Origin of the sequence: Pseudomonas machongensis (genome assembly GCF_034961125.1) — a bacterium.
Classification (GTDB): Bacteria; Pseudomonadota; Gammaproteobacteria; order Pseudomonadales; family Pseudomonadaceae; genus Aquipseudomonas; species Aquipseudomonas machongensis.
Genome location: NZ_JAYFUI010000078.1, coordinates 1 through 23,746, shown reverse-complemented (window position 1 = coordinate 23,746; position 23,746 = coordinate 1). Strand labels below are relative to the sequence as shown.

Below are 23,746 nucleotides of genomic sequence, written 5' to 3'. Positions count from 1 at the left end.
CAACTACAAGGTCGCCACCCCGGGTAACTGGCAGGACGGCGACGAGGTAGTGATCGTGCCTTCGCTGAAGGATGAGGACGAGATCAAGCAGCGCTTCCCGAAAGGTTATCGGGCAGTCAAACCCTATCTGCGCCTCACCCCGCAACCCAATCGTTGAATCCTCGTTGCATTGCTCTTAGCCATAGCAGGGATTTCGGGCCGTTTCGACGGCCCTTTTTTATGCCTGCTCTTCGTGCGGGCAGGCTTGCCCGTGAAGCGAATGAGAGGGCGCGCTTCAGGGTGAAAAGCTATATCTCCATAACGAATAAACAAATGAAAAAATATGATTTCTAGATATATGTGGCGAGCTGCTAATGTCGGAGTCATTCACACGGGCCACACCCCGGAACCGAATTGAAGGAAGCGCTGCAATGCTGGTTGTTTCGATAGGTGGTAGCCCCAGTACCCGTTCACGCTCCGGCGTGCTGCTCGAGCGTTCGCGCCAGTGGTTGCAGGATCGTGGTGTGGAGGTGGTGACCTTCCAGGTGCGCGAGTTTCCGGCAGAGGACCTGCTCCACGCACGTTTCGACAGCCCGCAGGTGCAGCACTTCCAGCAACTGGTAGCCCAGGCTGATGGGCTGGTGGTGTCGACCCCGGTGTACAAGGCATCGTTCGCCGGGGCCCTGAAGACGTTGCTCGACCTGCTGCCCGAGCGCGCGCTGGAACACAAGGTGGTCCTGCCGATCGCGACCGGCGGCAGCATCGCCCACATGCTGGCGGTGGATTACGCATTGAAGCCTGTGCTGTCGGCACTCAAGGCGCAGGAGACCCTTCAAGGGATCTTCGCCGACGACAGCCAGGTCGCTTACGCCGAAGGCAATCGCCCGGCACAGTTGGCCGAGGCCCTGGAGGGCCGCCTGCTGGACTCGCTGGAAACCTTCCACAGTGCCCTGGCGCGTCGGCCCAAGCCGGTCGCTCCAGGTGTACTCAACGAACGCCTGATCAGTGCTCGCTGGAGCATCTGAACGACCCCGCACATGCGTCACCGTTTTTCCACCTTACTCGCCCGACAACGAGGCAAGCAGGTGCAACCCGAACCTCATTCGCACAGGAGAGCGCCATGCGCACAGTCTTCTTGCGTCGTGGTCTGGTCGCCCTGTTTGCGGCGGCTGTGTCCTTCGGCGCCATCACCCAAGCCCAGGCCGAGAGCCTGCGCATCGGTTACCAGAAATACGGCACCCTGGTGCTGCTCAAGGCCAAGGGCTCGCTGGAAAAGCGCCTGAAGGAACAGGGCATCGACGTGCAGTGGACCGAGTTCCCCGGTGGCCCGCAGCTCCTCGAAGGGCTGAACGTCGGCTCGATCGATTTCGGTGTCACCGGCGAAACGCCACCCGTCTTCGCCCAGGCCGCCGGTGCCGACCTGCTCTACGTGGCCTATGAGCCGCCTGCGCCGCACAGCGAGGCGATCCTCGTGCCCAAGGGCTCGCCGATCCAGTCGGTGAAGGAGCTCAAAGGCAAGAAAGTCGCGCTGAACAAAGGCTCCAACGTGCACTACCTGCTGGTCCGCGCCCTTGAGGACGCCGGCCTGAAATACAGCGACATCCAGCCCGTGTACCTGCCGCCTGCCGATGCCCGCGCCGCCTTCGAGCGTGGCAGCGTCGATGCCTGGGTGATCTGGGACCCGTACCAGGCTGCCGCCGAACAGCAGTTGCAGGCCCGTACCCTGCGTGATGGCAAGGACCTGGTCGACAACCACCAGTTCTACCTGGCCACCCGCAGCTACGCGACCCAGCACCCGGCGGTGATCAGCGCCCTGATCGACGAGGTGCGCGCCGTGGGTGAGTGGTCCCAGGCCAACCCGCAGCAAGTGACCGACCAGGTCGCGCCGCTGCTCGGCCTGCCGGCCGACATCACCCTGACCTCGGTCAAGCGCCAGGGCTACGGCGCTGCGCCGCTGACGCCCGAAGTGATCGCCGCGCAACAGAAGATCGCCGACACCTTCCAGGCTCTGAAGCTGATTCCCAAGCCCTTGAGCATCAAGGACGTGATCTGGACCCCACCGGCCAAGGTCGCCAGCGCACCTTGAACGATTCGCCTGCGCCGCAGCATCGCTGCGGCTTGAGCCACCCTTGAGGAGACAACTCCAATGAGCCTTAACATTTTCTGGTTCCTCCCCACCCACGGTGACGGCAAGTACCTGGGTACCACCGAAGGCGCACGCGCCGTCGATCACGGCTACCTGACCCAGGTCGCCCAGGCGGCCGATCGCCTGGGTTTCGGTGGCGTGCTGATCCCTACCGGTCGCTCCTGCGAGGACTCCTGGCTGGTTGCGGCATCACTGATTCCGGTGACCCAGAACCTGAAGTTCCTGGTTGCGCTGCGCCCGGGCATCATTTCGCCGACCGTGGCCGCTCGCCAGGCAGCGACCCTGGATCGCCTGTCCAACGGCCGTGCGCTGTTCAACCTGGTGACCGGTGGCGATCCGGACGAGCTGGCCGGTGACGGCCTGCACCTGAATCACGAGGAGCGCTACGAAGCCTCGGTCGAGTTCACCCGCATCTGGCGCAAGGTGCTGGAAGGCGAAGTGGTCGACTATGACGGCAAGCACATCCAGGTAAAGGGCGCCAAGCTGCTCTATCCGCCGATCCAGCAGCCGCGTCCGCCGCTGTATTTCGGCGGTTCGTCCGAGGCCGCACAGGATCTGGCCGCCGAGCAGGTCGAGCTGTACCTGACCTGGGGTGAGCCACCGGCTGCCGTAGCGGAGAAGATTGCCGCAGTGCGTGAGAAAGCCGCTGCGCAAGGCCGCGAGGTGCGCTTCGGTATCCGCCTGCACGTGATCGTGCGGGAAACCAACGAAGAAGCCTGGGCCGCCGCCGATCGCCTGATTTCGCACCTGGACGACGACACCATTGCCCGCGCCCAGGCCTCGCTGGCGCGCTTCGATTCGGTTGGCCAGCAACGCATGGCAGCCCTGCACAACGGCAACCGCGACAAGCTCGAAGTCAGCCCCAACCTGTGGGCGGGCGTCGGCCTGGTGCGAGGCGGCGCCGGTACCGCACTGGTGGGCGATGGCCCGACGGTCGCGGCACGCGTCAAGGAATACGCCGACCTGGGCATCGATACCTTCATCTTCTCCGGTTATCCGCACCTGGAAGAGTCCTATCGCGTCGCCGAGCTGCTGTTCCCGCACCTGGACGTGCAGCGCCCGGAGCAGGCCAAGACCGGGGGCTATGTGAGCCCGTTCGGTGAAATGGTCGCCAACGACATCCTGCCCAAGTCCGTGTCGCAGAGCTGAGGGTCAGGCCATGAGTCGTGCAACTTCTTCCACCCTGACACAGCGCCTGGCGCCATGGGCCTTGCCCGTGCTGCTGCTGGCGGTGTGGCAGCTGGCGGTCAGCGCTGGATGGTTGTCCACGCGCATCCTGCCGGCACCGAGCGCGGTGGTCAGCGCCGGTGTCGAGCTGGTGCGCAGCGGCGAGATCTGGACGCACCTGGCGATCAGCGGCTGGCGCGCCGGCTTGGGCTTTCTGATTGGCGGCAGCATCGGCCTGTTGCTGGGCTTCATAACCGGCCTTTCGAACTGGGGCGAACGCCTGCTCGACAGCTCGGTGCAGATGATCCGCAACGTGCCGCACCTGGCGCTGATCCCGCTGGTGATCCTGTGGTTCGGCATCGACGAGTCGGCGAAGATCTTCCTGGTCGCGCTGGGCACGCTGTTCCCGATCTACCTGAACACCTACCACGGTATCCGTAATGTCGACCCGGCGCTGGTGGAAATGGCGCGCAGCTATGGCCTGTCCGGTTTCTCGCTGTTCCGCCAGGTGATCCTGCCCGGTGCGTTGCCGTCGATCCTGGTCGGTGTGCGCTTCGCCCTGGGCTTCATGTGGCTGACCCTCATCGTTGCCGAGACCATCTCGGCCAATGCCGGCATCGGTTACCTGGCGATGAACGCCCGTGAATTCCTGCAAACCGACGTGGTGGTGCTGGCCATTGTCATGTACGCCGTGCTCGGCAAGCTCGCCGACCTCGCCGCCCGTGGTCTGGAGCGTGTCTGGCTGCGCTGGCACCCCGCCTACCAGGTGGCGAAGAAGGAGGGCGCATGACCGTGCTCAAGGAACAACCGCCGCGCCTGCTGCGTGGCATCCCGCTGGCCGCCAACGGCCTGCGCAAGACGTTCGGCAAGCGTGAAGTGCTGCGCGGTATCGACCTGCACATCCCGGCCGGTCAGTTCGTCGCCATCGTCGGCCGCTCCGGCTGCGGCAAGAGCACCTTGCTGCGCTTGCTGGCCGGTCTGGACCAACCCAGTGCCGGTGATCTGCTGGCCGGTGCTGCGCCGCTGGTCGATGCGCGCGAGGAAACCCGCCTGATGTTCCAGGACGCCCGTCTGCTGCCCTGGAAGAAGGTTATCGACAACGTCGGCCTGGGCTTGTCCGGTGACTGGCGGCCGCGCGCGGTGCAAGCGCTGGAGGAGGTCGGCCTGGCCGATCGAGCCAACGAATGGCCTGCTGCGCTGTCCGGCGGACAAAAGCAGCGCGTGGCCCTGGCCCGAGCGCTGATCCACCAGCCGCGCCTGCTGCTGCTCGACGAGCCGCTGGGTGCGCTGGATGCCCTGACCCGGATCGAAATGCAGCAACTGATCGAGCGCCTGTGGCGCGAACACGGCTTCACCGTTCTGCTGGTCACCCACGACGTCAACGAAGCCGTCGCCGTGGCCGACCGGGTGATCCTGATCGAGGACGGCGAGGTCGGCCTGGACCTTACCGTCGACCTGGCAAGGCCGCGGGCGCGTGGTTCGCACCGCCTGGCTGCGCTGGAAAGCGAAGTGCTCAACCGTGTTCTGTCCGTCCCTGGCACCCCGCCCGAGCCGGAGCCTGTAGCCCCTTTGCCCACGCAACTGCGTTGGGCCCACTGAATCTGCGAAGCCAACCAAAGGAATCAAGCCATGACCATCAAAGCGATCAACGTCCGTAACCAGTTCAAAGGCACCGTCAAAGAAATCCTCGAAGGCCCGGTATTGTCGGAAATCGACGTGCAGACCGCCTCCGGCATCGTCACTTCGGTGATCACCACCCGTTCCGTGCGCGAGCTGGAACTGCAGGTTGGCAGTGAAGTGATTGCCTTCGTGAAATCGACCGAGGTGTCTATCGCCAAGCTGTGATGGCGTTCGACTCCCAGGCCCTTGTAAAGGCCTTCGCGGGCAAGCCCGCTCCCACGGTTCCCCGTAGGAGCGGGCTTGCCCGCGAAGGTTTCAGTTTGGGCGTCTGGCCAGGAAAGGCGGCAGGTAAAGCCCCAGATACGCTTCGAAGACCCGCATCCCTTCCTCCGCCATGCGCGGCGTGATCTGTTCGTGCAACTGCATCGACCGGGCATAGACCCGGTCGCTCAGTTCCATCGCCAAGGCAAACACATCCACGTCGGTGGGCATGCTGGGTAACTGGAAATGCCGGTCGAACAAGCTGTGCATCAGCTTGCCGAGCTCCAGGTCGTGCTGGCGGTCGGCTTGCGCCACTTCATTCAGCCCATGCTGGGCAAGGATCAACTGCCGGGCGGCGGTGTCCTGGCGGTAGATCTCCAGCGTGCGCTGCTCGACCAGGCGTGACAAGCCCTGCCAGGTGCTGAAGGCGTGGGCGTCGATCGGCGCGCTCAGCGCCTCGCGAAAAGCGCGGTGCACATCTGCGGTCAGAGCTTCGAGCAACGCCGGAACGCTGGCGAAGAAGTGATAGACCGAGGACGGAGGGATCTGCGCCCGTTCGGCCACGCTGTAGATCGACAGCCCCGCCACACCTTCGCCTGCCAGCAGCTCGCGGGCGGCCGCCAGGATCGCTTCGATCCTGGCCTGGCTACTGGCGCGGGGCTTGCGCGGCGAGGGCGTGCGGCTCATCAGTTGCTGATCGCCAGGATGCTGGCCTGGTAGGCACCGACGAACAGGTCGAAGTCGCCGACTTCCTGCTGCTCCAGACGCGACTGTTCGGCCAGCGAATCACGGGCGAGGGTTTCGAAGGCTTGCTGGCGCTCGCCAGGCAGCGCTTGCTCGCGGAAGGTTTCGGCGTGCAGCTTGCTCTGGCGCAGCGAGAATGCGACGAAGCTTTCGTCGTGCTCGGTCATGCGCGCCAGGACCTGTGCAGAAGGTGTCAGCTCAGGGTCGTCGACCTTGGCTTGCTGCGCCTCCAGGGCCTTGGCGTGGTCGTCGCCACCTTGGGCCTGGTCAAGCAGTCCGGCCAGCTGGCCGATGCGGGCGATCAGCTCGCTGGCCCATTCGCGCAGTGTGACCGGCTGGCCATCGCGCTGCAGCTCCAGGCCTGGGCGGCGCCCCTCCTTGACCACGGTGAGGAAGTTGCTGGTGCACTGGCCGCATTCGCCGTTGTCCAGCGACGGGCTCTCATCAAGCGCGCAGAACAGCAGGAAGGCGTCGAGGAAGCGCGCCTCGGTGAGGTCGATGCCCACCGGCAGGAACGGGTTGATGTCCAGGCAACGCACCTCGACATACTGCACGCCGCGCGAGATCAAGGCCTGGATCGGACGTTCGCCGGTGTAGGTCACGCGCTTGGGGCGAATGTTCGAGTAGTACTCGTTCTCGATCTGCAGGATGTTGGTGTTCAACTGCACCCATTCGCCGTCCTTGTGCGTACCCACCTCGACGTAGGGCGGATAAGGCGTGCCAACGGCCTTGCGCAGGCTGTCGGTATAGCTGGACAGGTTGTTGTAGCAGGGCGTCAGGCCTGCCTGGGCGTTGCTCTGGTATCCCAGGTCGCTCATGCGCAGGCTGGTGGCGTAGGGCAGGTAGAGGGTGTCGGCGTCCAGCTCTTCGAGCTGGTGCGGGCGGCCGCGCAGGAAGCCTTTGTCCAGCGCTGGCGAGGCGCCGAACAGGTACATCAGCAGCCAGCTGTAGCGGCGGAAGTTGCGGATCAGCGCGATGTAGGCCGACGACTGATAGTCACGATCGTCCTGTTCGCTGCCTTCGGCTTCACGCAGCAAGGGCCAGAGGGCCTCGGGCAACGAGAAGTTGTAGTGGATGCCGGCGATGCACTGCATGGTGCGGCCGTAGCGCAGGGCTAGGCCCTTGCGGTACACGTGCTTGAGCTTGCCGATGTTGGAGCTGCCGTACTCGGCGATCGGAATGTCTTCCTCGGCGGGCAGCGCACACGGCATCGACGGGCTCCACAGGTATTCGTCGCCGAGCTTGGTGTAGACGAAGCGGTGGATCTCCTCGAGGTTCTCGAGCACCTTGGCCGGGTCAGGCAGGGCCGGGGTGATGAACTCCAGCAGCGATTCGGAGTAATCGGTGGTGATCTGCTCGTTGGTCAGTGCCGAACCCAGGGCTTCGGGGTGTGGGGTCTGGGCCAGCCGACCTTCGTCGGTCACTCGCAGGCATTCGCGCTCAATGCCGTGCAGGCACTGCTTGAGCAGGGAGAGATTGGCGCCGAGCAAGCTCAGGCGGCGATTGAGGAGGTCGCTCAAGATGGATTCCTTCACGCGTCAGTCGCCCCAATATGGGGGTAGAAATGACGGTCTACAAGGGTAGGGACAAAGGAACTGGCGTTGTCGCCTGGTTTACGCGGTTCCGGTGCTGGTAGCGCAGATACTTCGGGGCCTTGCCGAACCCATCGCGTGACAAGCCCGCTCCCACAAAAGCACCGAGGCACCTGTGGGAGCGGGCTTGTCCCGCGATAGGGTCAGTGACAGCGTCCGACCAATACCGGCAAAAATACCGCAGTTATCACTCGGGCAGCTAGAGAACCGCGAAGGTTCCCTGTGCCTTGGCCACCAGCTTGTCGCCCTGGAGCACGTCGGCGTCGACCACCAGCGTGCGCCGCCCGGCGTGTATTACCCGGGCGGTGCACAGCACTTCGCCGTCGCTGACAGCGCGCATGTAGTTGATCTTGCATTCGATGGTCACGCTTTGCTGGTCGAAGCCATGGCTGGCCGAGCAGGCCAGGCCCATGGCGATGTCCACCAGGCTGAAGATCGCCCCGCCGTGCAGTTTCTGGCCACGGTTGCGCAGGTGTGGTTCCAGCGCCAGTGCCACCTCGGCAACGCCTGTGTCCAGGCGCTGCAGGCGGCAGCCCAGGAGCTGGCTGAAGGCGCTTTCGACGTATTCCTTCGGGACGTCCATCACTTCTTCTTCAACTGCTTGGCGTTGGCGAACAGCGCGGCCATGGCGTTGTTGGCCGGCGCGGCGGTGGCGGTTTCGCGCGGGCGTGGTGCCTGTTGCGAACGGTTGCCGCCGTTGCCGCGTGGGCCGCCACGGTTGCCTTCGACCTTCTCGCCTGGGGTATCGCTCATGCGCATGGACAGGCCTACGCGCTTGCGCGGGATGTCCACTTCCATGACCTTGACCTTGACCACGTCGCCGGCCTTGACCGCTTCGCGCGGATCCTTGACGAACTTCTCCGACAGCGCCGAGATGTGCACCAGGCCATCCTGGTGCACGCCGATGTCGACGAAGGCGCCGAAGTTGGTGACGTTGGTCACCACGCCTTCGAGGATCATGCCGGGCTCCAGGTCCTTGAGGTCCTCGACGCCATCCTGGAAGGTCGCGGTCTTGAACTCAGGGCGCGGGTCGCGGCCGGGCTTGTCCAGCTCCTGGAGGATGTCGGTGACGGTCGGCAGGCCGAAGGATTCGTCGGTGAATTTCTTTGGGTCGAGGCGCTTGAGGAAGCTGCTGTCGCCGATCAGCGAGCGGATATCGCGGTCGGTGTCGGCGGCGATGCGTTGTACCAGCGGGTAGGCCTCGGGGTGCACGGCAGAGGCGTCCAGCGGGTTGTCACCGTTCATCACGCGCAGGAAGCCTGCGGCCTGCTCGAAGGTCTTCTCGCCGAGGCGGCTGACTTTCTTCAGTGCCGCCCGGGTGGCGAACGGGCCGTTGGCGTCGCGGTGGGCGACGATGTTCTGCGCCAGCGTCGCATTGAGGCCGGAGATGCGGGTCAGCAAGGCCACCGAGGCGGTGTTGACGTCCACGCCCACGGCGTTCACGCAGTCCTCGACCACAGCGTCCAGGCCGCGCGCCAGTTTCACCTGCGACACATCGTGCTGGTACTGGCCTACCCCGATGGACTTCGGATCGATCTTCACCAGTTCGGCCAGCGGGTCCTGCAGGCGACGGGCAATCGACACCGCGCCGCGGATCGAGACGTCGAGATCGGGGAATTCGCGGGCAGCCAGTTCGGACGCTGAATACACCGAGGCGCCCGCCTCGGAGACCATGATCTTGGTGATCTGCAGTGCCGGATATTTTTTCACCAGGTCAGCGATCAGTTTGTCGCTTTCGCGGCTGGCGGTGCCGTTGCCGATGGCGATCAGCTCCACCGAATGCTTGGCGCACAGGGCCGCCAGTACGGCGAGGGTGCGGTCCCAGTCGTTTTTCGGTGCATGCGGGTAGACGGTGGTGTAATCCAGCAGCTTGCCGGTGGCATCGACTACCGCGACCTTGCAGCCAGTGCGCAGGCCCGGGTCGAAGCCCAGGGTGGCACGCGGGCCGGCGGGGGCGGCCAACAGCAAGTCGTGCAGGTTATGGGCGAAGACGTTGATCGCCTCGCTTTCGGCGTTGTCGCGCAGCTCGCCGAACAGGTCGGTTTCCAGGTGGGTGTAGAGCTTGACCTTCCAGGTCCAGCGCACCACCTCGCCCAGCCATTTGTCGGCCGGGCGGCCGCGGTTCTCGATACCAACGTGGCTGGCGATCATCAGCTCGCACGGGTGCAGGGTGCCCGGTAGTTCCTCGCCGACCTTGAGCGAGGCGCTCAGTACGCCTTCGTTGCGACCGCGGAAGATCGCCAGGGCGCGGTGCGACGGGGCGTTGCGCAGCAGTTCGTCGTGGGCGAAGTAGTCGCGGAACTTGGCGCCTTCCTCTTCCTTGCCCGGCACCACGCGCGCGGTGAGCACTGCCTCCTGCTTGAGGAAACCGCGCAGTTTGTCGAGCAGGGCGGCGTCTTCGGCGAAGCGCTCCATGAGGATGTACTTGGCGCCTTCGAGGGCGGCCTTGACGTCGGCGACGCCCTTGTCGGCGTCGACGAAGCGCGCGGCTTCGCTTTCAGGGTCGCGCTGCGGGTCGTCGAACAGGCCGTCGGCCAGTTCGCCCAGGCCGGCTTCCAGGGCGATCTGGCCCTTGGTGCGGCGCTTTTGCTTGTAAGGCAGGTAAAGGTCTTCGAGGCGGGTCTTGGTGTCGGCGAGCTTGATCTCGCGGGCCAGTTCCGGGGTCAGCTTGCCCTGCTCCTCGATGCTGGCCAGGATGCTGGCGCGGCGCTCGTCGAGTTCACGCAGGTAACGCAGGCGCTCTTCCAGGTGGCGCAGTTGCGTATCGTCCAGGCTGCCGGTCACTTCCTTGCGGTAACGGGCGATGAAGGGCACCGTCGAGCCTTCGTCCAACAGGCCCACGGCCGCCTCGACCTGTTGTGGGCGCACGCCCAGTTCCTCGGCGATACGGCTGTTGATGCTGTCCATGAGAACCACCTGACAAATAGTGAATACTAAGGCCGCAGTGGGGGTTCAGGCCCGGCGGCACTGGATGAAAGCCGCGCATTATACCCATCGTGTCCGGCTTGCGGTGATGGCGCTGAGCCATGTGTGTCGAGCGAGAAGTGGCACCCGGGGAAAAATCTGCTAACAATGCACACGGCACGCGTCGCAATGGCTACGCCATAATGCGCGGCGATATCAGAGGAGTTATTGATGACCAGCACCGCAAACATTGCTGAAGGCGAAAAGATTCTCATCGTTGACGACGATCCGGGGCTGAGCAGCCTGCTGGAGCGTTTCTTCACCAGCAAGGGCTTCCGTGCCCGCGCCGTGCCGAACGTCGAGCAGATGGACCGCCTGCTGGCCCGTGAAGTGTTCAACCTGGTGGTGCTCGATCTCATGCTGCCGGGTGAAGACGGCCTCTCCGCCTGCCGCCGCCTGCGTGCGGCGAACAACCAGATCCCGATCATCATGCTCACCGCCAAGGGCGACGAGCTTAGCCGCATCAAGGGCCTTGAGCTGGGCGCTGACGATTATCTCGCCAAGCCGTTCAACCCGGACGAGCTGGTCGCGCGGGTCAAGGCCGTGCTGCGGCGCCAGGCTCCGAGCGTTCCCGGCGCCCCGGGCAGCGAGGAAGAAACCGTCACCTTCGGCGACTACGAGCTGTCGCTGGCCACCCGCGAACTCAAGCGCGGCGATGAAGTGCACATGCTCACCACCGGTGAGTTCGCCGTGCTCAAGGCTCTGGTCATGCATGCTCGCGAACCGCTGACCCGCGACAAACTGATGAACCTGGCCCGCGGCCGTGAGTGGGACGCCCTGGAGCGCTCCATCGACGTGCAGATCTCGCGTCTGCGCCGCATGATCGAGCCCGATCCATCGAAGCCTCGCTACATCCAGACGGTCTGGGGTGTGGGTTATGTCTTCGTGCCGGACGGAAATGCCGGTAAATGAACCGCTGCCATGACACGGCAGGGCGGCCCGCAAGGGTCGCCCTGTTTTCGTCTGTGGTCCCCGCCTTGCTTGTTCCCGCCGTGCAGTAATCGTCGCCAATGAAAACGCCTCTCTGGTTTCCGCAAAGCTTCTTCGCCCGCACCCTGTGGCTGGTACTGATCGTCGTCCTGTTTTCCAAGGCGCTGACGCTGGTGTACCTGCTGATGAACGAGGACGTACTGGTCGACCGCCAGTACAGCCACGGTGTGGCGCTGACCTTGCGTGCCTATTGGGCGGCCGATGAAGAGAACCGGGACCAGATCGCCGAGGCGGCCGGTCTGATCCGCGTGACCGGCTCGGGTGTGCCGGAGGGTGAGCAGCACTGGCCGTACAGCGAGATCTACCAGCGCCAGATGCAGGCTGAGCTGGGCGAGGATACCGAGGTACGCCTGCGCATCCATGCGCCGCCAGCACTGTGGGTCAATGCGCCGAGCCTGGGGCCGGGTTGGCTGAAGGTGCCGTTGTATCCGCACCCGTTGCGCGGGCAGAAGATCTGGAACGTGCTCGGTTGGTTCCTGGCCATCGGCCTGCTGTCCACCGCGTCGGCCTGGATCTTCGTGCGCCAGCTCAACCAGCCGCTCAAACGCCTGGTGTTCGCTGCCCGCCAGCTCGGGCAGGGTCGCAGCGTGCGCCTGCCCATCAGCGATACACCCAGCGAGATGACCGAGGTGTACCGTGCGTTCAACCAGATGGCCGAGGATGTCGAGCAGGCAGGGCGCGAGCGCGAGCTCATGCTGGCGGGGGTCTCCCACGACCTGCGTACGCCATTGACCCGGCTACGGCTGTCGCTGTCGCTGATGGGGAACGAAAGTGAGCTCAGCGACGACATGGTGCGCGACATCGAAGACATGGACGCCATTCTCGACCAGTTCCTGGCCTTCATTCGCGATGGCCGCGACGAGCCGGTGGAAGAAGTCGACCTGGGTTATCTGATTCGCGAGGTGGTGGCGCCGTATAACCAGCCCGAAGAGCGCGTGCGCCTGTGCCTGGAGCCTATTCCACCTTTCCCGCTACGGCGCGTATCGCTCAAGCGCATGCTGGGCAACCTGATCGGTAATGCCCTGCACCATGCGGGCAAGGGCGTCGAGGTGGCGGCTTATGTGTCAGGTGAGCAGGGGGCGCCGTACGTGGTACTCAGCGTGCTCGACCGGGGTACGGGGATCGACGAATCGGAACTGGAGACCATCTTCAATCCGTTCATTCGCGGCGACCGTGCACGTGGGGGCAAGGGCACCGGGCTGGGCTTGGCGATCGTCAAGCGGATCGCCGCCCAGCATGGCGGCAATGTCGAGTTGCGCAACCGCTCCGGTGGCGGGATCGAGGCGCGGGTACGTTTGCCCTTGGGGCTGTTGCTGCCGCGCGATGCCGTGTGAGGTTCTGTGGTCTCTTTGTGGCTAAAGCCGCGAAGAGACCACCACGATTTCGAATCAACCCTTGCCTTTGGTCCGGGTCTGGTTCGGTCCGCCGTTCTTCTCCAGGTGTTCGATGATCATCCCGGCAACGTTCTTGCCGGTGGTGACTTCGATGCCCTCCAGCCCCGGCGACGAATTCACCTCCATCACCAGCGGGCCATGATTGGAGCGCAGGATATCCACGCCGGCCACGCTGAGGCCCATGACCTTGGCCGCGCGAATGGCCGTCATGCGTTCCTCGGGGGTGATCTTGATCAGGCTGGCCACTCCACCGCGGTGCAGGTTGGAGCGGAACTCACCGGGCTTGGCCTGGCGCTTCATCGAGGCGATGACCTTGTCACCAACCACGAAGCAGCGGATGTCGGCGCCGCCGGCCTCCTTGATGTATTCCTGGACCATGATGTTCTGCTTCAGGCCCATGAACGCTTCGATGACCGACTCGGCAGCCTTGGTCGTTTCGCACAGCACCACGCCGATGCCCTGGGTGCCTTCGAGCACCTTGATCACCAGCGGTGCACCATTGACCATCTGGATCAGGTCGGGAATGTCATCCGGCGAGTGAGCGAAACCTGTGATCGGCAGACCGATGCCACGGCGTGACAGCAATTGCAAAGAGCGCAGCTTGTCGCGCGAGCGTGCGATGGCCACCGATTCATTGAGTGGGTAGACGCCCATCATCTCGAACTGGCGCAGCACTGCGCAGCCATAGAAGGTCACCGAGGCGCCGATACGCGGGATCACTGCATCGAAACCTTCCAGCGGTTTGCCGCGATAGTGGATCTGCGGCTTGTGGCTGGCGATGTTCATGTAGGCGCGCAGGGTGTCGATCACGACCATTTCATGGCCACGCTGGGTGCCGGCCTCGACCAGGCGGCGGGTGGAATACAGACGCGGGTTGCGCGAAAGCACGGCGATCTTCATGCAGCACCTGTGACAGGGGAGAGAGTGGCCGGGAAGGCCGGTTTGTCCTGAACGTACTTGAGGCCGGGGTTGACGACCAGTTGACCGTGGACCAAGGCTTTCGATCCAAGTAACAACCGATAGCGCATGCTCTTGCGGCAAGCCAGGGTGAATTCCACTTCCCAGACCCGGTCGCCCAATGCCAGTGGCGTTCGGATCACATAGCGGGTCTGGGCATGGCCGTTGGAGCTCTTGATGGTCTTCATGGTCACCAGAGGCGCTTCGCAGCGGCGATGACGCAGTTGCACTACAGAACCCAGGTGCGCGGTGAAACGTACCCAGGACTGGCCGTCGCGCTCGAAGGGTTCGATGTCGGTGGCGTGCAGGCTGGAGGTGCTGGCGCCGGTGTCGATCTTGGCCCGAAGCCCGGCGAGACCGAGGTCGGGCAGGGCGATCCACTCGCGCAGGCCGATCACTGTCAGATGGTCAAATGTTTTCACGAAGCACACCCTGCGAATGAGGTGGTGAACTGTAAGCATGGCGCGGACTTTTTGCATCCGACAGTTACGGTAGTACAGTTCCGTTAAAGACAGAATTCGAGGTAGAGGGATGGCACAGAAAGCGGAAGACGACGACAAGGTCCGCCTGGACAAATGGCTGTGGGCGGCGCGCTTCTACAAGACGCGTGCGCTGGCCAAGGCGGCGATCGAGAGCGGCAAGGTGCATTGCCGTGGTGAGCGCTGCAAACCGGGCAAGGAACCGCGGGTAGGTGACGAGTTCGTGCTGCGCACCGGTTTCGACGAGAAGACCGTGGTGGTCAAGGCGCTGTCGGTGGTGCGTCGTGGGGCGCCCGAGGCGCAGACCCTCTACGAGGAAACCGCCGACAGCGTGAAGCGCCGCGAGCAAGCCGCCGAACTGCGCAAGGCCGGGGCGATGGGGGTGACCACCGACGGCCGGCCCAACAAGAAGCAACGGCGGCAGATCCACCAACTGCATGGCAGTTTCGAGTAGACCTGCGCCGTCAGTTGCGCTTAGAAGGCTGTACGCATCACGCTCATGCGCCCGATCAGCGGCAGCTTGCCGAGTACCCTGAACAGCGGTGAGGTCCAGCGCACCAGTGCCGCGCTGGCCTTGGCCGCCAGAGGTGTATGCACGGTCCAGCCCAGAGCCAGTAATGCCATCCCCAGACCACCGATGTAGTCATCCTGCCCCCAGTGCGCGCCAGCGACCAGACGCGGCAGCATGAACAGCACGGCCAGCCCCCAGATCACCAGGCTCTGCACCAGCCGGCGACTGAACAGACTCATGAACAGCGCCCAGAGGAGCAGTACCGAGGCGTGATCGCCCGGGAAGCTCTTGCTGGAACGGTCCTTCAGCTCCCAGTGGGCTTCAAGGTTCGGGTAGTAGTGGCTCAGGCGCACGGCGTCGTCGAATACGATCGACGGGCTGTCATGTTGCCATCCGGATGCATCCACCCACTTGGAAAACAGCGCGCGAACCACCACTAAGAGGAGCAGGCTGACGAAAAAGCCGAAGAATGCCTGCCGTACCTGCACGGCCTTGAACACCCAGTCGCCCTTGATCAGCAGCAGGAGCAGGATCAGACCGACGACGATGTCGAAGGGGCGCAGGCTGCCCAAGGTCCAGATGTAGCGCCAGGTGGTGCTGTCTGCCAGTGGGCCGTTCAGTGCACGGAATAGCCACTCGTCGAAAGTCAGGAACAGGATCTGGCCAAACGGCCACAACCAGAAACACAGTAGAGCGATCGGCAGTAAAGTGCAGGCTGCCAGAGGTCCCCAGGACCACTTTTCTTGGAACAGTGGTCGATTATCCATAAAATACCTCAATTGCCAGCTGAATTTCCGCGCGTCGTGCGCGCTTTAACACGGGCCTTTGTAGGCTCCTGTAATCATTTTGTCACTCTTTTCAGAATTTTCAGATAGCCAAAACCATGAGCGATTTACCGGATACCGATTTCACCCAACGCTTCCTGTTCGAAGAGCGCGATGTGCGCGGCGAATGGGTCGAGCTCGACAAGAGCTACAGCGAAGTGCTCGCCCGTCACCCTTATCCGCAGCCAGTTGCCGCTCTGCTGGGTGAGCTGATGGCCGCCACCTCGCTGCTGGTCGGCGCACTCAAGTTCGATGGCCTGCTGATCCTGCAGGCGCGCTCGGAAGGGCCAATCCCGCTGCTGATGGTGGAGTGCTCGGGCGAGCGCGACATCCGCGGCATGGCGCGTTACGAGGCCGAGCAGATCGCGGCTGACGCGACCCTGGCGGACCTGATGCCTGATGGCCACCTCACGCTGACCATCGACCCGGTCAAGGGTCAGCGCTACCAGGGCACCGTCGAGCTCGATGGCGCCAACCTGTCCGAATGCTTCACCAACTACTTCGTGCAATCCCAGCAGCTCAACACGCGCTTCTGGCTCGACACCTCGACGGGCAAGGCCCGTGGCCTGCTGCTGCAGCAGTTGCCGGTCGACCGCCAGCGTGATGAAGAAGAGCGCGAAGACAGCTGGCAACACGTGGTGGCCATGGCCAGCACGCTGAAGCCCGAAGAGTGGGCCGAAGGCAACGAAACCCTCCTGCACCGCCTTTACCACGAGGACGCCGTACGCCTGTTCGACATCGAGCCGCTGCGCTTCCACTGCAGCTGCTCGCGTGAGCGTTCCGGCAACGCCCTGGTCAGCCTCGGCGAGGCGGATGCCAAGGTGCTGGTCGAGGAACGCGGTGGCCAGGTCGAGATCGATTGCCAGTTCTGCAACGAGCGGTATTTCTTCGATGCCAGCGATGTAGCGCAATTGTTTGCGGGTGGTGGCACAGACGAGGCGTCAGAAACTCGCCACTGAAACGCTTCACTACAGGAGATTCTCCTGTCTAATTGCGTAAAAGCGCAGTTACGACAGGAGGGGCCTACTTTTTTTGGGCGTTTCTGGCATAATCCGGCCACTTTTTTCGCTGTAGTAGTTTGAAACAGGCCACTACAAAACGTTTGGAGCACTCGGCCTCGGGCCGGATGGGGTATCTCATGACGCAAGCCAACAACACCGTGTACACCGACCTGACCGTCGACGAGCTGGTAAAACATGCGCTGCAACGCGGTGAAGGCGTGCTGGCCGATACTGGCGCACTGGTCGTGGAAACCGGTCACCGTACTGGCCGTTCGCCCGCTGACCGTTTCATCGTCGATGAACCGAGCACCTCTGCCGCCATCGCCTGGGGCCCGATCAACCGCAAGTTCCCGGCCGACAAGTTCGATGCCCTGTGGGGCCGCGTCGAGGCGTTCAACAACGCCCAGGAACACTTCGTCTCCTACGTTCATGTCGGTGCCGCGGCCGAGCACTACCTGCCGGTGAAGATGACCACCCAGACCGCCTGGCAGAACCTGTTCGGCCGTTGCCTGTTCATCAATCCGGAAAAAGGCCAGTTCAACCCGGCCGGCCGCGACCAGTGGCAGATCCTCAACGTCGCCAACTTCGAGTGCGTTCCAGAGCGTGACGGCACCAACTCCGATGGTTGCGTGATCCTCAACTTCGCCCAGAAGAAAGTGCTGATCGCAGGCATGCGCTACGCCGGCGAAATGAAGAAGGCCATGTTCTCGGTACAGAACTTCCTGCTGCCGGAAGTCGACGTGCTGCCGATGCACTGCGCGGCCAACATCGGCGAAGACGGCGATGTGACCCTGTTCTTCGGCCTGTCCGGTACTGGCAAGACCACCCTCTCCGCCGACGAAAGCCGTTACCTGATCGGTGACGACGAGCACGGTTGGGGCGAGGGCGTCGTCTTCAACATGGAAGGGGGTTGCTACGCCAAGTGCATCGACCTGTCCGAGAAGAACGAGCCGGTCATCTGGAAAGCCATCAAGCATGGCGCGGTGCTGGAAAACGTCGTCATCGACGAAGCCGGCCACGCCGACTACACCAATGTCAGCCTGACCCAGAACAGCCGTGCCGCCTACCCACTGGAGCACGTCGCCAAGCGTGCCGAAGCCAACCTGGGTGGCGAGCCTAACGCGGTCATCTTCCTGACCTGCGACCTGACCGGCGTTCTGCCTCCGGTGTCGATCCTGAACAACGAGCAGGCGGCCTACCACTTCCTGTCGGGCTACACCGCGCTGGTCGGTTCCACCGAAATGGGTTCGGGCGGCGGCATCAAGTCGACCTTCTCCACCTGCTTCGGCGCGCCGTTCTTCGCCCGTCCTGCAGGCGAGTACGCCGAGCTGCTGATCAAGCGTATCAACGGCTTCAACTCCAAGGTTTACCTGGTCAACACCGGCTGGACCGGCGGTGGCTACGGTGTTGGCAAGCGCTTCAGCATCCCGACCACCCGTGGCGTGATCGCCGCGATCCAGAGCGGTGCTCTGGTCGGTGCTGAAACCGAGCACCTGGACATCATCAACCTGGACGTACCGAAGTTCGTTCCAGGCGTCGATACCGAGCTGCTCAACCCGCGCGCCACCTGGGCTGACAAGGCCGCTTACGACGAGGCCGCCAAAGGCCTGGCCAAGCTGTTCATCGAAAACTTCAAGAAGTTCGAAGTTTCCGACGCCATCAAGGCCGCTGGCCCGCAGCTGTAAGCTGTACTGCCCGCAGTGAAAAGCCGCCCTTCGGGGCGGCTTTTTCATGTCTGGCGAGCGAGCACTGTGTTTGCGGCTATGGTTTTCCAGACCAGATGTGGGAAGCTCCCCTTTCCTGCCACCCGCCTTGGATACCCCATGACCGAGACCATCCAACGCAGCGCCTTTTCTCATTTCCACCCCATCCTCACGCGTCCACAGGACAACGACCACAACGGCCACCTTGGCGGTTCCACGGTGCATGCCTTCTTCGAGACGGCCATTCAGGCATTTCTCGTCGAGCAGGCCGAGCTGGACCTGCGCGACGGTGAGCTGGCCGGGTTCGTGGTCAGTTCTGCCGCGGATTTCTATGCCTTGCCCGGGTGTCCCGATGTGCTGGAGGTTGGCCTGGGAGTAACCCGGCTTGCTGGCAGCACAGTGGAGTTTCGCCTGGCGTTGTACCGGCCGGGCGAGGTCGAGCCCTGTGCGGCGGGCACTGTGGTACAGGTGTTCATCGAACGCAGCACGGGGCAACCGGCAGTGCTGCCGGAAACCCTGCAACTGATCCTGGCGGGGCTGTCGCTCAATCGTTGAGGCGGATGATCCCCTCGCGCACGGCAAACAGCACCAACCCTGGAACATCGTGGATCTGCAGGCGGTGCATGATCTGCGAGCGATGGGCCTCGATGGTCTTGATGCTCAGCCCCAGCCCATCGGCGATGGAGCGGGTGCTCTCGCCGCGAGCGATCAGGCGCAGGACTTCCAGCTGACGCGTGGTCAGCGGCGCTTGTGCGGGGCTGGGCGGACGTTTGCGACTGTGCTTGAGGGCCTGCCCGATGACCATTGGCAGCACTGTCGAGGAAAGGTACTGTCCGCCGCTGCGTAAGGTCTGCAAGGCCTGCTCGAATTCTGCGACGGTGGCGCTCTTGAGCAGGAAGCCCTGGGCGCCGAGTTGCAGGCAACTCATCACATGCTCCAGTTCCGAGCGGGTCGAGAGCATCAGCACGCGTGTGGCCGGAACCCGGATGAACAGCTCCTGCAACACCTGCTGACAATCCAGCGCATCGCTGTTCATGTCGAGCACGACGATCTCCGGCCGCAGCTTCTCCGCCAGCGCCACGGCGCTCATGCCGTCGTTGGTGTCTCCGACCACGGCATATTCCTTCTTCTGTTCGAGCAGGGCGCGCAGGCCGGCGCGGAAAAGTGGCGAGTCGTCGGCAAGCAGGATTCGGCAGGGCATGGGTCAAGGCCTGTTTCGCAAGGGATGGGGGGCGGCAGGCCTGCTCGATCCACAAGCGCACTGCCGCGCGGGGGCGCGACCAGTCCTTGTCTGCCGTTCGATGCGGCAGTGCTATTCATCATAGGCGTTCGAACACCGACGGCAGTAGTGGCCGCAGGGGCAGATCCAGGCCGTGGATGCTTTCGCTGTGGCCGATCATCAGCAGTCCGCCCGGACGCAGGTGAGGCATCAGGCGCAGCAGGACATCGGCCTTGCATCGCGCGTCGAAGCCCGCGAGCAGGTTGCGTAGCAGGATCACATCGAACTCGCCCAGATCGGTCGGCAATGGCTTGATCAGGTTGATTGTCTCGAAGCGTACCCGTTCGCGCAGGCCCGGTGCGATACGTAGACGACCGGCTGCTTCGTCGGCGCCACACAGGCAATGGCGGTCCAGCCAGCCATGGGGAAAGTAGCGGGCCTGGGCGATGTCGTAGACACCGGCCTCAGCCTGTCGCAGCAGTGCGCTGTCGTAGTCGCTGGCGAGCACCTGCCAGCCGGCGGATGTGCTTTGTTGCGCGACCATGGCCAGGCTCCAGGCTTCTTCGCCACTGGCACAGGCCGCACTCCACAGGCGCGCAGGATGAGCAAGTGTGGGAAGCCAGCGCAGCAACTGTTCGAAGTGGCGGTGCTCGCGAAAGAAGTAGGTGTCCCGGGCGATGAGCAGGTGCAGCAGGTGCGTCTGTTCGCTGGGGTGTGCATCGATCAGGTCAAGGTAGGCCTCGAAGCTCGCCAGCCGGTGTAACCGCAAGCGTGCATGCAGCCGATGGGCGACCACGTTCTGGCGATCGTCAGCCAGTTGCAGGCCGGTGGCCTGGGAAACCCGCTGTCGGATGCGCTGGAAGCAGGCGTGGTCGAGGCGTGGCGGGCGCGTATCGTCCGTCATCCTTCTGCCTCCCCGAAGTCGGGCTGGCGTATTGGATCGACGAGGCTTGTGCGCATTCCCTGCGTCCCCTGTTGTGATGGCGGTGGGAAATGATAGCTAGTGGCTAGTTGCCTCCATATCGGGGTGTCCCTTAAGCCCTCGACCTGCCGGAATGCAAAGGCCCCGCCGGGTGAGGGCGGGGCCTTAGGCATCAGGCGTAGGTGAATGGACGCCGATCAGTCACGCCAGTGGCGCTTGTGCTTGCGATGGCCGTAGTGATGGCCGTTGTCCCAATGGCGACGGTCGTCGCCACGGCGGTAGCGCCGGTCACGATCGCGGTCGTGGCGGTCGTCTTCGTCGGCCTTGTTGCCCATGTAGTTGCCCAGCGCACCGCCGGCACCGCCACCTGCGGCTGCGCCGATCAGGCTACCGGTGCTGCCGCCGACCTGGCGGCCGACGACGTTACCGCCCGCCGCGCCCAGGGCACCACCAATGGCGGCTTCACCACGCTGACGCTTGTCGGCACCGACGGCACTGCCCGCCGCGCCACCCAGGCCCGCACCAATGGCCGAGCCGGTGTTGCCGCCGATGGACTGGCCGACCACCGAGCCCAGTACCCCACCCAATGCGCCGCCAATGCCGGCCTCGGTGGTGCCGCCTGCCATGGCAACGCCGCTGAGCAGACCAAAAGACAACAACAGAATCGAGGAGTACTTCTTCATCAAGAGAGCCTCAGAGGGATGACGAGGCGGAATTTGAGGCTCAGCGAAGCGGCTGGCAATGGAAATCCGACGAGTAGCACGAGTTGTACACAATTTCCTAACATGCTGATTTTACTATGAAACTTTATTCGTTTTTGTCGGTCTTAGGTTACTTGAGACAACAAAAAGCCCCGGTTACTACGCCGGGGCTTTTTGTTGTCTGGTCGGCCGTCAGCGCGGGACGGTCCGCGCCTTTCAGATGATGCGTCCGTCCCCGCGTGCCGCCTCGAGCTTGATGGCGATGAACTTCGAGGTTGGTGTATGGCTGCCGTCGCCGATGCTCTCCAGCGGAACCAGCGGATTCACCTCGGGGTAGTAGGCTGCTGCCTGCCCCGCCGGAATGTCGAAGGCCAGCAGGGTGAAACCCTCCACCCGACGCACATGCTCATCGCCCCACAACGACACGATGTCGACCTTCTGCCCTGGCTGGAAGCCCAGGCGAACGATGTCGGCCTCGTTGGCGAACAGCACCTCGCGCTGGCCGCGCACGCCGCGGTAGCGGTCGTCCAGGCCATAGATGGTGGTGTTGTACTGATCGTGCGAACGCATCGACTGCATGATCAGGTCAGGCACCTGGCCGCTGGCGCGCACGCGTTCGTCGAGCAGGGTGTCGGGCAGCAGGTTGGGCTTGAAGTTGGCGCGGCCGCTAGCGGTCTTCCACTGGCGGCTACCTGCGCTATTGCCCAGGTAGAAACCACCCGGCAGGTTCAGGCGCTGGTTGAAGTCGGCAAAACCAGGGATGGTATCGGCGATGAGGTCGCGGATCCGATCGTAGTCGGCCACTACCCAGTTCCAGTCCACAGGATGGTTGCCCAGGGTGGCGGCGGCGATGCCGGCGACTACCGCAGGTTCCGAGCGCATCTGCTTGGACAGCGCGCGCAACTGGCCGTTGGAGGCGTGGACCATGCTGAACGAGTCTTCCACCGTGACCGCCTGCGGGCCTTCGGCCTGCAGGTCGATATCGGTGCGGCCCAGGCACGGCAGGATCAATGCCTGCTGGCCATGGATCAGGTGGCTGCGGTTGAGCTTGGTGCTGATGTGTACGGTCAGCGCACAGTTGCGCAGGGCCTGGGCGGTGCGCTCGGTATCCGGGGTGGCCTGGGCGAAGTTGCCGCCCAGCCCGATGAACACCTTGGCCCGGCCTTCGAGCATGGCGTGGATCGCCTCGACCGTGTTGTGACCGTTGCTGCGTGGCACCGGGAAGCCGAAGCGCTTCTCGATGGCATCGAGCAGGGCTACCGGCGGGCGCTCGTTGATGCCCATGGTGCGGTCGCCCTGTACGTTGCTGTGGCCGCGTACCGGGCACAGGCCGGCGCCAGGCACACCGATATTGCCGCGCAGCAGCATCAGGTTGACGATTTCCTGGATGGTCGGCACCGAGTGGCGGTGCTGGGTGATCCCCATCGCCCAGCACATGATCACGCGTTTGCCTTTGCAATACATGCGTGCCGACAACTCGATATCGTCAAGGGTCAGGCCTGACTGTTCGACGATCTGCTCCCACGGCGTGGCATCGACCACCGCCAGGTACTCGTTCACGCCCTGGCCGTGCTCGGCGATGAACACGTGATCGAAGATCGCAGGTTCGCCATTGGCTTGAGCCTCACGCTCCCACTGCAGCAGGAACTTGGCCATGCCGCGCAGCAGCGCCATGTCGCCACCCAGTGCCGGGCGGAAGAACGCGGTATTGGTCGGCCGGTCGCTGTTGAGCAACATCTCCAGTGGATGTTGTGGGTGCTGGAAGCGCTCCAGGCCGCGCTCCTTGAGCGGATTGACGCAAACCACCTGGGCGCCGCGCTTCACGGCATCGCGCAGCGGGTCGAGCATGCGTGGATGGTTGGTGCCGGGGTTCTGGCCCAGGACGAAGATCGCGTCGGCATGTTCGAAGTCGTCGTAGGTGACGGTGCCCTTGCCGACGCCGACGCTCTGCCCCAGGGCCACGCCGCTGGCCTCGTGGCACATGTTCGAGCAGTCAGGGAAGTTGTTGGTGCCGAAGGCGCGCACGAACAGTTGGTACAGGTACGCCGCCTCGTTGCTGGCCCGCCCGGAGGTATAGAACTCGGCCTGGTCTGGTGACTCCAGCGCCTTGAGGTGGCTGGCGATCAGCTCGAAGGCTGCATCCCAGGCAATCGGCTGGTAACGGTCGCTGGCCGGGTCATAGACCATCGGCTCTGTCAGGCGGCCCTGGTACTCGAGCCAGTAGTCGCTCTGCTCGAGCAGGGCACTGACGCTGTAGCGGGCGAAGAAAGCGGCGTCGACGCGACGCTTGGTGGCCTCCCAGTTGACGGCCTTGGCGCCGTTCTCGCAGAACTTGACCATGCCGCTCTCGGGCGAGTCGCCCCAGGCGCAGCCAGGGCAGTCGAAGCCGCCGTTCTGGTTGGTCTTGAGAAGTGCACGCAGGTTCTTCAGCGCGTTGTCGCTGCCGACCCAGGCCTTGGCCACGCTGCGCAGTGCGCCCCAGCCGCCGGCTGGGCCGTGGTAGGGCTTGTAGCGTGGGGTGGAAGCGGGGGCGTTGTCTGGAAGTTTCTCGAAGGAGGTCACGGCTTTTACG

General features: G+C 63.8%; 23 protein-coding genes and 1 pseudogene. 13 read left to right on the top strand and 11 right to left on the bottom strand.

All coding sequences use genetic code 11. From position 1 onward, the window contains the following. From VA602_RS08180 to VA602_RS08150, 7 genes and pseudogenes are all read left to right on the top strand, one after another. Window positions 1-157 (top strand): annotated as a pseudogene (locus VA602_RS08180) (peroxidase); the annotation flags it as partial. A 253-nt stretch (window positions 158-410) separates the two neighbouring features. Beyond that, the gene (gene ssuE, locus VA602_RS08175) at window positions 411-1,004 is read left to right on the top strand and encodes an NADPH-dependent FMN reductase (RefSeq protein ID WP_323452956.1); all 594 of its coding nucleotides are present in this window, start codon (window positions 411-413) and stop codon (window positions 1,002-1,004) included. Window positions 1,005-1,099: 95 nt separating this feature from the next. Next, window positions 1,100-2,065: a sulfonate ABC transporter substrate-binding protein gene (locus VA602_RS08170; protein WP_063542210.1), complete on the top strand. Its 966-nt coding sequence runs from the start codon at window positions 1,100-1,102 to the stop codon at window positions 2,063-2,065. A gap of 60 nt (window positions 2,066-2,125) precedes the next feature. Continuing rightward, window positions 2,126-3,274 (top strand): FMNH2-dependent alkanesulfonate monooxygenase, encoded by a 1,149-nt coding sequence (ssuD, locus tag VA602_RS08165; protein WP_054891666.1) that lies wholly within the window; start codon window positions 2,126-2,128, stop codon window positions 3,272-3,274. A gap of 10 nt (window positions 3,275-3,284) precedes the next feature. Then, a complete protein-coding gene (gene ssuC, locus VA602_RS08160; RefSeq protein ID WP_323452955.1) occupies window positions 3,285-4,082 on the top strand; it encodes an aliphatic sulfonate ABC transporter permease SsuC in 798 nt (265 codons plus the stop codon). After that, complete coding sequence (gene ssuB / locus VA602_RS08155; protein WP_153772473.1) at window positions 4,079-4,891, top strand: aliphatic sulfonates ABC transporter ATP-binding protein; 813 nt, start codon at window positions 4,079-4,081, stop codon at window positions 4,889-4,891. The genes ssuC and ssuB overlap by 4 nt, the downstream gene beginning before the upstream one ends. Before the next feature lie 30 nt (window positions 4,892-4,921). Then, window positions 4,922-5,137 carry a TOBE domain-containing protein gene (locus VA602_RS08150; RefSeq protein WP_003255829.1) on the top strand — a complete coding sequence of 72 codons (216 nt, stop codon included), beginning with the start codon at window positions 4,922-4,924 and terminating at the stop codon, window positions 5,135-5,137. A gap of 90 nt (window positions 5,138-5,227) precedes the next feature. On the opposite strand, the gene VA602_RS08145 is transcribed toward VA602_RS08150, so the two are convergent. From VA602_RS08145 to VA602_RS08130, 4 genes are all read right to left on the bottom strand, one after another. Continuing rightward, window positions 5,228-5,860: a TetR/AcrR family transcriptional regulator gene (locus tag VA602_RS08145; protein WP_323452954.1), complete on the bottom strand. Its 633-nt coding sequence runs from the start codon at window positions 5,858-5,860 to the stop codon at window positions 5,228-5,230. Continuing rightward, a complete protein-coding gene (gene gshA / locus VA602_RS08140; protein WP_162714340.1) occupies window positions 5,860-7,437 on the bottom strand; it encodes a glutamate--cysteine ligase in 1,578 nt (525 codons plus the stop codon). The genes VA602_RS08145 and gshA overlap by 1 nt, the downstream gene beginning before the upstream one ends. A gap of 271 nt (window positions 7,438-7,708) precedes the next feature. Continuing rightward, window positions 7,709-8,092 carry a PaaI family thioesterase gene (locus VA602_RS08135; RefSeq protein ID WP_054891671.1) on the bottom strand — a complete coding sequence of 128 codons (384 nt, stop codon included), beginning with the start codon at window positions 8,090-8,092 and terminating at the stop codon, window positions 7,709-7,711. Continuing rightward, complete coding sequence (locus VA602_RS08130) at window positions 8,092-10,416, bottom strand: Tex family protein (RefSeq protein ID WP_151925507.1); 2,325 nt, start codon at window positions 10,414-10,416, stop codon at window positions 8,092-8,094. Before VA602_RS08130 ends, VA602_RS08135 begins: the two co-directional genes overlap by 1 nt. Before the next feature lie 228 nt (window positions 10,417-10,644). On the opposite strand from VA602_RS08130, the gene ompR reads away from it, so the two are divergent. Together ompR and VA602_RS08120 are read left to right on the top strand one after the other, a co-directional pair. Next, window positions 10,645-11,385 (top strand): osmolarity response regulator transcription factor OmpR, encoded by a 741-nt coding sequence (ompR, locus tag VA602_RS08125; protein ID WP_054891673.1) that lies wholly within the window; start codon window positions 10,645-10,647, stop codon window positions 11,383-11,385. Window positions 11,386-11,483: 98 nt separating this feature from the next. Then, window positions 11,484-12,797, top strand: a complete 1,314-nt coding sequence (locus VA602_RS08120; RefSeq protein WP_186667423.1) for an ATP-binding protein — start codon at window positions 11,484-11,486, stop codon at window positions 12,795-12,797. Window positions 12,798-12,851: 54 nt separating this feature from the next. On the opposite strand, the gene rimK is transcribed toward VA602_RS08120, so the two are convergent. Further along, the gene (rimK, locus tag VA602_RS08115; protein WP_015268602.1) at window positions 12,852-13,757 is read right to left on the bottom strand and encodes a 30S ribosomal protein S6--L-glutamate ligase; all 906 of its coding nucleotides are present in this window, start codon (window positions 13,755-13,757) and stop codon (window positions 12,852-12,854) included. Beyond that, entirely contained in the window at window positions 13,754-14,236 is a 483-nt protein-coding gene (gene rimB / locus VA602_RS08110; RefSeq protein ID WP_063542222.1) for a retropepsin-like aspartic endopeptidase RimB, read from the bottom strand. The genes rimK and rimB overlap by 4 nt, the downstream gene beginning before the upstream one ends. Window positions 14,237-14,345: 109 nt before the next feature. Between rimB and VA602_RS08105 the strand changes: the two genes are divergently transcribed. Then, complete coding sequence (locus VA602_RS08105) at window positions 14,346-14,747, top strand: RNA-binding S4 domain-containing protein (protein ID WP_054891676.1); 402 nt, start codon at window positions 14,346-14,348, stop codon at window positions 14,745-14,747. Between the two features lie 20 nt (window positions 14,748-14,767). On the opposite strand, the gene VA602_RS08100 is transcribed toward VA602_RS08105, so the two are convergent. Beyond that, on the bottom strand, window positions 14,768-15,571 hold the full coding sequence (locus tag VA602_RS08100) for a phosphatase PAP2 family protein (protein ID WP_063542224.1): 804 nt from the start codon (window positions 15,569-15,571) through the stop codon (window positions 14,768-14,770). 116 nt (window positions 15,572-15,687) lie between these two features. Between VA602_RS08100 and hslO the strand changes: the two genes are divergently transcribed. From hslO to VA602_RS08085, 3 genes are all read left to right on the top strand, one after another. Then, window positions 15,688-16,587 (top strand): Hsp33 family molecular chaperone HslO, encoded by a 900-nt coding sequence (hslO, locus tag VA602_RS08095; protein ID WP_323452953.1) that lies wholly within the window; start codon window positions 15,688-15,690, stop codon window positions 16,585-16,587. Window positions 16,588-16,766: 179 nt separating this feature from the next. Beyond that, window positions 16,767-18,314 carry a phosphoenolpyruvate carboxykinase gene (locus VA602_RS08090; RefSeq protein ID WP_323452952.1) on the top strand — a complete coding sequence of 516 codons (1,548 nt, stop codon included), beginning with the start codon at window positions 16,767-16,769 and terminating at the stop codon, window positions 18,312-18,314. A gap of 138 nt (window positions 18,315-18,452) precedes the next feature. After that, window positions 18,453-18,887: an acyl-CoA thioesterase gene (locus VA602_RS08085; RefSeq protein ID WP_323452951.1), complete on the top strand. Its 435-nt coding sequence runs from the start codon at window positions 18,453-18,455 to the stop codon at window positions 18,885-18,887. Here VA602_RS08085 and VA602_RS08080 read toward each other — a convergent pair. The 4 genes from VA602_RS08080 to VA602_RS08065 form a co-directional block, all read right to left on the bottom strand. Then, window positions 18,877-19,533, bottom strand: a complete 657-nt coding sequence (locus tag VA602_RS08080) for a response regulator (protein WP_063542230.1) — start codon at window positions 19,531-19,533, stop codon at window positions 18,877-18,879. The genes VA602_RS08085 and VA602_RS08080 overlap by 11 nt on opposite strands. A gap of 118 nt (window positions 19,534-19,651) precedes the next feature. Then, a complete protein-coding gene (locus VA602_RS08075; RefSeq protein ID WP_063542232.1) occupies window positions 19,652-20,455 on the bottom strand; it encodes a CheR family methyltransferase in 804 nt (267 codons plus the stop codon). Window positions 20,456-20,670: 215 nt separating this feature from the next. Continuing rightward, complete coding sequence (locus VA602_RS08070; protein ID WP_054891683.1) at window positions 20,671-21,156, bottom strand: YMGG-like glycine zipper-containing protein; 486 nt, start codon at window positions 21,154-21,156, stop codon at window positions 20,671-20,673. Window positions 21,157-21,390: 234 nt separating this feature from the next. Continuing rightward, window positions 21,391-23,736 (bottom strand): FdhF/YdeP family oxidoreductase, encoded by a 2,346-nt coding sequence (locus VA602_RS08065; RefSeq protein ID WP_323452957.1) that lies wholly within the window; start codon window positions 23,734-23,736, stop codon window positions 21,391-21,393. Window positions 23,737-23,746 lie beyond the last annotated feature (10 nt).